The 10,760-nt window shown below is 61.5% G+C and carries 9 protein-coding genes; 4 read left to right on the plus strand and 5 right to left on the minus strand.

The window, feature by feature from the left end; all coding sequences use genetic code 11:
* Positions 1-31: 31 nt before the first annotated feature.
* Positions 32-703 carry an ECF transporter S component gene (locus HMPREF3104_RS11805; RefSeq protein WP_141738245.1) on the minus strand — a complete coding sequence of 224 codons (672 nt, stop codon included), beginning with the start codon at positions 701-703 and terminating at the stop codon, positions 32-34.
* Between the two features lie 565 nt (positions 704-1,268).
* Here HMPREF3104_RS11805 and HMPREF3104_RS11810 point away from each other — a divergent pair.
* Positions 1,269-1,544: an anti-sigma factor gene (locus HMPREF3104_RS11810; protein WP_068538772.1), complete on the plus strand. Its 276-nt coding sequence runs from the start codon at positions 1,269-1,271 to the stop codon at positions 1,542-1,544.
* A 105-nt stretch (positions 1,545-1,649) separates the two neighbouring features.
* Complete coding sequence (locus HMPREF3104_RS11815; RefSeq protein WP_070496142.1) at positions 1,650-2,534, plus strand: SLAC1 family transporter; 885 nt, start codon at positions 1,650-1,652, stop codon at positions 2,532-2,534.
* A gap of 5 nt (positions 2,535-2,539) precedes the next feature.
* Here the strand turns inward: HMPREF3104_RS11815 and HMPREF3104_RS11820 are convergent, their stop codons facing one another.
* From HMPREF3104_RS11820 to HMPREF3104_RS11830, 3 genes are read right to left on the minus strand one after another with little or no spacing between them, the layout of a single operon-like run.
* Positions 2,540-4,255, minus strand: a complete 1,716-nt coding sequence (locus HMPREF3104_RS11820; RefSeq protein WP_246816435.1) for an ABC transporter ATP-binding protein — start codon at positions 4,253-4,255, stop codon at positions 2,540-2,542.
* Between the two features lie 17 nt (positions 4,256-4,272).
* Positions 4,273-6,051 (minus strand): ABC transporter ATP-binding protein, encoded by a 1,779-nt coding sequence (locus tag HMPREF3104_RS11825; protein ID WP_070496146.1) that lies wholly within the window; start codon positions 6,049-6,051, stop codon positions 4,273-4,275.
* Positions 6,048-6,272 carry a hypothetical protein gene (locus tag HMPREF3104_RS11830; RefSeq protein WP_052205204.1) on the minus strand — a complete coding sequence of 75 codons (225 nt, stop codon included), beginning with the start codon at positions 6,270-6,272 and terminating at the stop codon, positions 6,048-6,050. The genes HMPREF3104_RS11825 and HMPREF3104_RS11830 overlap by 4 nt, the downstream gene beginning before the upstream one ends.
* Positions 6,273-7,083: 811 nt before the next feature.
* On the opposite strand from HMPREF3104_RS11830, the gene HMPREF3104_RS12850 reads away from it, so the two are divergent.
* Positions 7,084-8,211: a hypothetical protein gene (locus tag HMPREF3104_RS12850; RefSeq protein ID WP_246816436.1), complete on the plus strand. Its 1,128-nt coding sequence runs from the start codon at positions 7,084-7,086 to the stop codon at positions 8,209-8,211.
* A 169-nt stretch (positions 8,212-8,380) separates the two neighbouring features.
* Here HMPREF3104_RS12850 and HMPREF3104_RS11845 read toward each other — a convergent pair whose 3' ends face one another.
* On the minus strand, positions 8,381-9,940 hold the full coding sequence (locus HMPREF3104_RS11845; RefSeq protein ID WP_070496150.1) for a SulP family inorganic anion transporter: 1,560 nt from the start codon (positions 9,938-9,940) through the stop codon (positions 8,381-8,383).
* A gap of 169 nt (positions 9,941-10,109) precedes the next feature.
* Here HMPREF3104_RS11845 and HMPREF3104_RS11850 point away from each other — a divergent pair, with 169 nt between their 5' ends.
* Positions 10,110-10,514 (plus strand): MerR family transcriptional regulator, encoded by a 405-nt coding sequence (locus HMPREF3104_RS11850; RefSeq protein WP_005293770.1) that lies wholly within the window; start codon positions 10,110-10,112, stop codon positions 10,512-10,514.
* The last annotated feature ends 246 nt before the right edge of the window (positions 10,515-10,760 follow it).

The raw sequence follows: 10,760 nt of genomic DNA on the forward strand, positions 1-10,760 counted from the left end.
GTCGCACCGGCGCACGCGGGCGCTCCGCCGGTCATCGGGTGACCCCGCGGCTGCGGAGCCCCTTTGCGACGGCAAAGCCCAGGACCAAAAACACCAGGCTCGATGCCAAGGCTACGGCGAAGCTGATCAGGGCCATGGGCGTGGTCGGCGAGTCGACGCCGACGGCACGCGGGGCCATCGTTCCCATCAGCGCGGAGAATAACATCGCCGACGCCACGAACTGGGGACGCGTCCACCGCCGGTACAGGGTGACCATGAACGGAAGCTCGATGAGCAATCCTTCCATGATCAGCGCCCCGATCGCGGCGACGCCGAACGGGGTGGTCGCCGCGGACACGACGCCCATGGCAAGGCACGCGATGAGGCTCGCGCCAGGCTTGCGGACGACGATGAGGGGAACGACGCACGGCAGGAACCACAACCCGAGCGTCGCCGCGACGAGATAAACGTGGGCGATGCCGGCGAACACCTGCAGGTAGGTCAGGGGCACGACGATGAGAGACCCCGCGACGCCGATCGCGGCGGCGACGAGCATGTCGCGGGTGGATGGTCGGCCACCCACTGCGACCGGTGCGACGTGTACCAACCGCCCGTCGTCCGTCTGCGACGCCACCGCGTCGCCGTCGCCCGTCCCGTCCGGGCCCGCGTCCCCGACTCCCCCTCCGGAGAGGGGTTCTCTGGTCGATCCACGTTTTCTGTTCATCGTCGCCGCCTCGCTTCCGTTGCCGATTCCCGATCGGGACCATAACTTGAAACAGTATTAGGTTAGGCAATCCTTATCAACTTATGCCAGACTCAATTTATTGACTTTGCCCCCGTTCCCCTCCATTTCGTTGTTAGCAGTTCCACCTCAGGGCACCGAAGATTCATAGCCTGTCCACCCGATTGGGCGGGTTATGTTTATTTCCGTTCCCTCCGTCTGAAAGGACAGTAGAACTAGTCGCTGGCTTCGGTATGGCTTATTCCCGCCCCTGTCTGAAAATGATCCGGGGGTGATGCCGCCGAAGACAGTGACATACTCAAACTGCTAATAGGAACCTGACCCAGCCCAGGTGGTATGAGGTCTCACAGTAATGTAGATGCCAGTACTAAGTATGTCCGACCACCCCCAGCGATGAAGCTCAAATAGTCCAACTTCTAATTCATCGCTAGGAGGAACACACCCATGGCCTATGACTTCGTCATTGGCGTGGACGTCGGCAAATACTTCCACCACGCCTGCGTCCTCGATCCCCAAGGCAGACGCGCGTCAAGGTCAGGCCGACGCGATGGGCGCGAGCCTCGACATTGTGATCAGCTCTGACATGGGCAAGGGCGGCGCCATGGTCAACGGCCAGCCAGCTCTCGACGACGGCATGGGGGCACAAGTGTGGGCAGTCATGGATGACGGCGCCATGGAATCGGCTGGAGTCATCGGCCAAGAACCCCACGACGACGTGTGGATGCCGCTGCCCGGTGGAACTGCTTCAGTCCTCGTCACCGAGGAAGTCGCCGCCGGCGCGGCGCAACCCACCGGTGCGGTGCTGGCCAACGTGACGCTCTAGTCCCAGTTCCGTCCCTTGGCGCGCTTCAGGCCATTCGCGTTCTAAAAACCACAAAGCCCCGACCCAAAGTGGATGAGACGAGGTGGCAGGCCTAGCGTTAGTCCTATGACGTTGCCAAAGTTCGGTCCCGCTTGGGCCGGTGCTTTAATGGGAACCTCGATTGCGTCGAGTTTGACTGGGTTACATGGATTTCATGTAGCCCAGCTCGTGTTTGCGCTCATCGCTGCGGGACTCCTTGTTGTGTTCACGGTCGGCGTGCGCAATGAGCCGCCGCGGCACCAGAACATGGCGGCGTGGGGCATGTACGCGATGGGGCTGCTCGCGTGCGGCTCGGCGTGGACGGCACTCACGGGCAACGATGCGTTCCAGCTGTTCAGCTGGTGGGTCGGTGCGCCACTGGCCATCATCGTGTGCTTGTGGCAACTCTGGGGTTTGTGGAAGCAGTCCGCGCACTACACCGAGCCTGCGTTCCCGTGGGGCTTGGCGCTCGTGTCCCCGATGGTCGCTGCGACATCCGGCGGGCAGCTGGCCACCCATCACGGCGAGTTTTATCACTACGCGGGTGAGCTGTGCTTCTTCCTCACGTTTTTCACCGCGATCCCACTCTACCTCTACTGCTACTGGTCCCGCACGCGCCCACGTGGCGCCGCCGCGGGTACAGCGTGGATTCCTCTCGGCGTTGTCGGCCAGTCAACGGCAGCATCGACATTGCTTTTCGACGCCCACCTGTACGGCCTCATCATGTTCACCCTCGGCGCACCATGTGTCCTCTACGCCATGTACTGCTTCTACGAGGCTGTCCTCCACTGGGCGCCCTACGGCCCTGGTTGGTGGGGCTCTACCTTCCCCGTGGGCACCCTGTGCTTGGGTGCTTGGGACGAAGGCTGGCACACACTTTCCTTGGCCCTCCTCGTGCTCTTGCTCCTCCACTGGGGTGTCTGCGCGGTGCGCTTTGGCTCCTGGGAACTAAGCCAATCTGGTGCGAGATGAACTAGCTATCCGCGCTTCTCCGATGCCGTCGTCGTGGTGGTCCACGACTCGGCGTAGCGGCCGCCCTTCGCCAGCAATTCATCGTGCGTGCCCCGTTCTGCGACCGTCCCGTCCTCCGAAAGCACGACGATGAGGTCGGCATCGCGGATGGTGTGCAGGCGATGGGCGACGACGATCACAGTGTGATCGCCGCGCAACGCTTCCATCGTGCCGACAATCGCCCGCTCAGTGGCCGCATCCAGCGAGGACGTCGGCTCGTCGAGAAGCACCACCGGGGAATCCTTCAGAAGCGCCCGGGCGATGGCGACGCGCTGCCGCTCGCCTCCCGACAGCAGCGTCCCCTCCTCCCCCACCGGGGTATCCCACCCGGAAGGCAGCAGCTCCACGATGCGGTCCACCCCGGAACGCCGGGCGGCCTCGCGCAAGCGGTCCCCGTCACCGGGCCTGGAACCGAATCCGGGGTCGGCGAAGACCAGGTTGTCCCGCACGGACGCGTCGAAAAGGAACGTCTCCTGGAACACGGGGGTCACCAGCGAGTTCACGCCGTCGGTGCCGATCCGAGGCAAGGGCACCCCGCCGATGAGGATCTCCCCCGAGTCCGGATCGTGAAAACGCGACAGCAGCCGCATGACCGTCGTCTTGCCCGCTCCCGACGGTCCCACTACGGCAACCAGCGCTCCCTGAGGTGCACGGAAGCTGACGTCGTCGAGAACCTTCTTATCTCCGTACCCGAAGCTCACGCCGCGGAACTCCACGTCATGCCCGTCGGGCAGCTCCGGTGCGGCAGGTTCAGGAAGGGCGGGGATTGCCCGCAGGTCACGCAACGCAGCCAACGTGTTGCGGCCCGCACCGAAACCGCCGGACAACGCTCCCGCCGTGGTGATCGGTCCGGTGAACTGGACGAGCACGATGAGCATCGGCGCCAAATGCGCCGGCGCCATCCCGCCCGTCGCGGCGACTGCCACGGCGACGATCACCGCCGCCGTGAACACCGCATGGACGACCGAACCCAACCGTCCGATGGCCGCCCCCTGCGTCGACGTCGCCTTCGCGAACGCATCGTGCTGGGCCTGGATAGCCTCATCCACCATCGCGTCCGCCGCCGAACCGTCGCCCGCGGCGCGAATCGCCTGCTGGCCACGGGTGAACTCGATCAGCCTGCTGGAGACGGCAGCGACGGCCTCAGCATGCGCTTCGTCCGACTCCCCGCCGACCCGGCCAATGGCCCGGTAGGCGAAGAAGAGCACCGGCGCCGACGCGACAAGAACCAAACCGACGCGCCAATCCACCGCCAGAATTCCGAAGGCGATGACGGTCGGCGTAACCACCGCGGCGATGACGGGCCGCAGGATCACGTGCGGCACGGACGCCGCGAACGCGATACCCGACGACGCCATCTCCGAAAAGCGGCCGGCCGTGGACTTGGTGACGTACCCGAGTGGCAACGTCAGCACGCGTTCGCCCAGGGAACGCAGCAGGGACGACAGCACCGCTGCGGAATTCGCCCTGCCGACTGTCCCCGCGGCGAGGGACAGCACCGCATGGGCGGCCGCGAGGCCGGCGATGACGCCGGTGAAACGCCACGCCGTCGCATCATCTCCCTCGGCCAGAGCCGACAGCAGCGGCAGCAGCGCGACGAACGCCGCTCCCTGGGCCAGCGCGGCAAGCGTGGCCAACGCAATGAGCCACACCAGCGTCATTCTCGAGCGCCGATCCGTCATCGACCACAAGTCTCGAATCATCGGTTCCCCGCCTTTTCATCGTCTGATTCAGCGCCCCGCGGGGCGGATGGTTCGTCGTCGAGCGTGAACGCGCGCCACAAATCCCGGTAGCGGCCACCGCGCGCAAGCAACTCGTCGTGAGTACCCGCCTCCGCGACCGCTCCCCCATCGAGAACGAGGATGCGGTCGGCGTTGCGGATCGTGCTCAACCTGTGCGCGATCACAATCACCGTCCGCGAACGGGCCAAACGCTCGATTGCGGACTGGATGAGGGCCTCGGAAGCCGGATCCGCGTAAGCGGTTGCCTCGTCGAAGATGAGCACCGGCGCGTCCGTGACGATCGACCTCGCGATGGCTACGCGCTGCGCCTCACCACCGGAAAAGGTCACGTCGACGTTGACCACCGAATCCAGGTGCTTCGGCAGCGCCGCAATGACCGCATCGAGGTTCGCGAGCTTCGCGGCCGCCATGATTTCGTCGTCGGTGGCGTCTCTCCTGGCCAGCCGGATGTTCTCCCGCAACGGCAGCGTGAACAACTGCGGATCTTGGAACACCACCGACACCGAGCGGTGCACGTCGCGCACGGCGATGTCGCGAAGATCGACGCCGCCCAGCAGCACCGAGCCTTCAACAGGGTCGTGGAAACGCGCCAACAGCCGGGCGACGGTAGACTTTCCGGAACCGGAGGACCCCACCAGCGCAGTGAGGGTCCCTGGTTCGAACGTCGCGGACATCCCGTCGAGGACCCGCGGCCCATCGCCGTAGGAGAAGACCAGGTTCCGGACCTCGAGCGCGCCTCCGCGCGCGGGCACCGGATCGGCGGGCTCGGCGATCGGCGGCGTGCTCAGCACCTCCGCGATGGACTTCAGGGCGGCGATCCCCGCGATGATGGGTTCGGAGTTCATGGCCACCCGCACGATCGCCGCGGAGAGTCCAAGGCTGAGAACCAGCCCGGCGACGAGACCTTCCGGTATGCCGCCCGCGGCGTCTCTCAGAGCGAGGCCGGCCCCGCACACCACTGCGAGAACTGTGGTCGGGGACGTCACCACGTCGATGAGCCCGAGATAGATGTTCGACTGCCGGGACCAGGCGGACCACGCGCGGACGAACGACAACGCCGCGGCATCGTAGCGACCCGCGCCCTGGTTAGCGCGTCCGAAGGACTTCATCACCGGGATACCGCGCACCAACTCAATGACCGCGGCCGTCACTCCTTCGGAGGCTCGCTCGTAGTCGCGCTGAAGACCGGCTCCGCGCGAAATCATCACGCCCATCAGGGCGAAGGTGACCAGCACCGGGACGACCGCCACCACCGCGATCCGCCAATCCACCGCGACGAGCGCGATGAGGGAAAGCAGGGGAACCAGCACCGCCACCACGGTCTCACCGACGGTGTGGCCCATGAGCTGGTGGACAGCCGCGACGTCCTTCTCAACTGACTCGATGATTCCCGACGAGCGCCGGGCATCCAGCCAGCCCAGCGGCAACTTCCGGATTTGGGCGACCAGCCGGCGCCGGAGGTGGAGCTGCAGGTCATTATCCGCCCGGTGCGAGAGCATGCCGGCGGCGCCGTCCGCGGCCATGCGCACCGTTGCGGCGACGACGATGACAGCCACGGCCAACCACGTCCGATGCTCCGGAGCCTCCGGGTACGTCATCGCGATGTCGATGATGCCGACCAGCGAAGCGACGGTAGCCACCGACGACAGGACGGATAACGCGACCACCGCACGCATCCGGGTCCGAATCGGGGCGAGCAGCGACCACGGGCCTACGGTCCCGTCCACGGCGCTCACTTGCCCGCCTCCCCGATCGCGCTTTTCTTCGTGAGAGTGCGGAAGTACACCATGCCGACGTGTGAGGCTCCGCCCAGTTTCAACCCGTTGGCTTCGGCGAACGTCTGCGCGTAAGCGATGCCGCTATCGGCGAGCAGCCCTTCGACGGCGGCGGCATCCATCGGTTCACTCGCATAGCGGCTGAGGAACCTCGGCTGGACGATCTGGGCAATCGACTTCATCTGGTTCTGTCTCCGGGTGTGTGGGCCGCGTCCACGCGGCGTTTTCGGGTTAGGTGCTCGGGTTCGTCAGTCACAAGCGGCGCTGTGTTGCCCTCTCAGAAGATAGCAATCATTCTCGAGTTAGGTTAGCCTAACCTGTAATACGCATCAAGCCTCGTCTCGTGCGTTTGATGGACATTGCTGAAACCGAGATCGCGCAAAACCAGCCTACGGTCGGACGTCCATAACCATGTCGTCTTTGCTAACCATGACACTCGTACAAAAAAAGCTGCACCGAGAGACATGCGTAACTGGTACAAGTTGCGCAATATCAACGACGAGTTGATGCGCGATTTGGGGATGCGTGTCTTAGAACGTGAGCCAGAAATATCGCTACTTCCTGCCGAGCGCAGGGCACACAAAGAAGGCAAGTCCACAGACTCGACCTGCTTGAAGGTGGATGAGTTGACCGCAAGCACTTGGGCGGATTTCGCGCGTAAGCGCATGGATGAACTGTGCGCGGATGAACGGGTGGCCGATGCTGGCGACCCACTGGAGAAGGCGATAGAGGTTGCTGGCGATTACAACCTGTCTCTAAAAGTGCAGCCCAATTCAAAGGCTGAAGGCGAGTCGTTGACCGTGGCCCTGGTCGGCGATGACGGCGAGGATGCCTACTTCACGAACACCACGAAGGCCGGGCGTACTCGAAAGCGTAAGGCAGCTAAGGCCGGCTCGAAGCTAGGCCGCAGTTACTCGCTAGAGGGTGTGACCGAGCGCGTTAACGAGGCTCAAGCAGCACTCGTTGCGCGACAGCTTGAGGCGCTTCAAGCTGATGCAACTGATGATGACCTGGAGGCGAAATACGGCTCCAGCCTTCTCGATGACGAGGAGGAAGAAAACTATAACAACCAGGAGGTATTCAATCATGGTGTCAGTGACCGAGATGACGAAGCTAGCCCAAGCAGCGGCGAAAGGCAAGATGGACAGCGTCTTGAAGGTTCTCAGCCCACGCCTGGACAAGGCGGAGAAGGCTATCAAGACGCTGCAGGAGAAACTGAAGAGTCTGCCGGAGAATACAGGGGACATTCTCAGTTCTCTGCCCAGCGACTTCTCGACGAGGTTGACGCAAGCGGAAAGCGAATTAAGGAACGTAAAAAGCAATCTCGCCGCAAACAAGAACTACGTGAGCAGCAGTCACCTCCAAGTAACGATGATGGAAGTGCAGCAGATGATCACCGGGCTGATAAGGAACATCGAGGATCTGCCCAACGGCCTGGAGGGGGTAAAAGGGTACCTAATCGAGATAAGCGAGCAGATGTCGCGTCTGACAAGGATGCAACAGCTGGTACTCAAAGCAGCCGAAAGCCCCATCCATCTCGACAAGGATTCCAGCCAAGCAGTAGCCCAGAGCCTGAACGCTCAGATGACTTCGAGCCTGACTTCTAGCCTGGAACCGCTGGTAGAAGTAGCTGTATCTGAGGCAATGTCGAAAGAGTCCGAAAGCCTGCACAAGGCAGCAGAAGCATCTAAGAAGGCTCGCAGCGCCCTGCTCCAGGAGAAGGAGTCCAACGAAAAGCTGCTGGAGAAGATACGTGCAGAGCGCAAAAAGTACAACGACGACATGGAAAAGTCGAACACGAACTTTATTAAGGCCTGCATGTCTGCCTCGTGGATTGCAGCCAGTGTTCTCTTCGTTGCTATCGCACTCGTTGCTGTCGGAGCCTTGGGGAACGGGCTGCTAAGTATGCTCGGCATACCCGACGGCGTGTCTGCCTTGTGGGGTCACGTCCAGGAGGCCAACGGCATCGGCCCAACACTGGGCTGGTTGGCGTTAACACTTATCGTCATAGGGGTTCTTATAGCGCTTATGACCTGGATGTTGTCCCAGGCTGCGCCGGGTATTGCTCACTTAGTCGAGGAATACCGTCGCAATCACCCGAGGAAAGAAACGAACCACTAACTAGAACACGTGCACCGTAAAAAGTAAAAATCCCCACAACACAGCGTAGCGGTTAACCGCTACGCTTCTTTTATGCTCTTCCTATGCCCCAACTTTGCAACAGCACCAATAAACTGGCGCCCCGGTTATAAGTTGGGGCGCCAAGTCGATGTGCTCGAGTCGGGGGATGTTAGTGGCCGGTGCCAAACCGGCCAGACAGGCGGTTCAGCCGGTCCTGACTGGGACCGTCGAGCCCGATAATGGACACGGTTTTGCCTCTGTCCTGGAACTTCTGCGTAATCGCGTCAAAGGTCGCGACCGTGGAGGCATCCCAGATCTCCGCCTCAGTGAGATCAATAGTGATATGACGGGCAGAATCGGTGTAATCAAAGCGATAAACCAGGTCATTGCTTGATGCCCAGAACAACTGGCCATGCACCCGGTAGGTCCGCGTATCGATCTTCCCGTCGTGGTCGGTGTCGAGTTCGGAGACCTTCTCGATAGAGACGATATGGGCCACCCGGCGGGCGAACATGATCATCGCAGTGAGCACGCCCAGCACCACGCCGATGGCCAGGTTGTGGGTGGCCAGGGTGGCGATGATGGTCACGGCCATGACAATGGTTTCGCTCACCGGCATGAGCTTCAGGGTGCGTGGATGCACGGAGTGCCAGTCGATCGTGCCGACCGAGACCATGATCATGATCGCGACCAGTGCGGCCATGGGGATCATGCCGACAATATCGCCCAGGGCCAGGACGAGGATGAGCAGGAAGACACCCGAGAGCAGGGTGGATAGTCGGGTCCGGGCGCCGGATTCGCGGACGTTGATCATGGTCTGGCCGATCATCGCGCAGCCACCCATGCCGCCGAAGAAGCCGGAGGCGATATTCGCGACACCCTGGCCGAGGCTTTCGCGGGTCTTATCGGAGTGGGTGTCGGTGAGGTCGTCGACGAGCTTGGCGGTCATCAACGATTCCATGAGACCGACCACGGCCATGGCCAGGGCATAAGGCGCGATGATCTGCAGGGTCTCCAACGTCCACGGCACGTTCGGAATAAACAGGGACGGTAAGGTCTCCGGCATCTTGCCCATGTCCGAGACCGTCGGGACAGTCAAACCGGCGGCAATGACCAAACCGGTGAGCACGATAATCGTGACCAGCGGGGCGGGGATCACACTGGTGAGCTTGGGGAAGAAAATCATGATCACCACACCCAAGCCGACGAGTGGGTAGACTATCCAAGGCACATCAATGAGGTGTTCGAGTTGGGCGGTGAAAATCATAATGCCCAGTGCATTGACGAAACCCAGCATCACCGATCGGGGGATAAAACGCTGAAGTTTCGCCACACCGAGGGCGCCGAGCACGATTTGTAGGACACCGCCCAACAGGACGGTGGCGATGAAATAATCCATCCCGTAACCACGCGCCACAGGAGCAATGACTAGGGCAATAGCCCCGGTGGCGCCGGTGATCATTGCCGGGCGGCCACCGGTAAAGGCGATCGCAATGGCCATGACTACCGAGGAAAACAGACCCATGGCTGGGTCAACACCGGCAAGGATGGAAAAGGCAATGGCCTCAGGGATCAGCGCCAGGGATACCGCCAGTCCGGCCAGAATCTCTATACGGATACGGGCGGGGGAAGAAAATGCGTAACGGAAGGATGCGATGATCCCGGTAGGGGCATCAGCGCCGTCTGGACTCAGGAGGGGGCGGGGGGCCGCCGTGCTAGTTTCAGTCATAGATGTCCAATCTTTGAGGGGATAGGTAACTGGGCGAACGCCCGAAAGGAATCCAACCCTCTAGTAACTTTAGGTTTGGTGATGGTGGTCATGGTAGCGGGAGTTTTACTCAACCGCCAACCCAGGCACAGGAACCCGTGGGCAACATCACCGTGAAGGAGAACAGGCAATGCAAAACAGTAATTTCAAGATCGGCGAGGTCGTTGACCAGACGGGGTTGTCGATTCCCACCTTGCGTTATTATGACAACGTCGGCCTGATTACCCCATCGGGGCGTAGCCCTGGTGGGTTCAGGCTTTATAGTGAGGCTGATGTACGTCGTGTTTTGCTGGTGCGACGGATGAAACCGCTGGGGTTTACTCTGGATCAGATGCGGGAATTCCTGGAAGCTGCGGAGATTCTTCATAGTTCAGATGGCGGGCAGGACAGTGATACCGCACAGCAGGCACGGAGTAATGCCAAGGCCACCCTTGCCGACATTCGTGAGGAGACGCGCACCCGCTACGAAAAGCTACGCAAGCAAATTGCCTACGCTGAGGAATTCCTCGATCTGGTCAACACCCTGGCACCCTAAACTGCCCCCATCCTTCGCGGGGAGAAAAAGACCATCGTATTGAATGCGCTCTGTCGAATCGCGTTCCAGATGAAGTGGACGAACGCCCGCGGCCTCTCCGGAGTGGATGGCGATAGTACAGAGGACTTCTGAAATCCGTGCAGACGACTCCTCAAAACGACACAGTCATCCAAGGTCACAAAATCGAAAATTGTCACTTAACCCCATCACTTCCGGGTTAAGCGACAAAATGTGTGCTTTTTTGGA

Source organism: Corynebacterium sp. HMSC30G07, from assembly GCF_001806945.1.
In the GTDB taxonomy this organism is placed as follows: Bacteria; Actinomycetota; Actinomycetes; order Mycobacteriales; family Mycobacteriaceae; genus Corynebacterium; species Corynebacterium riegelii.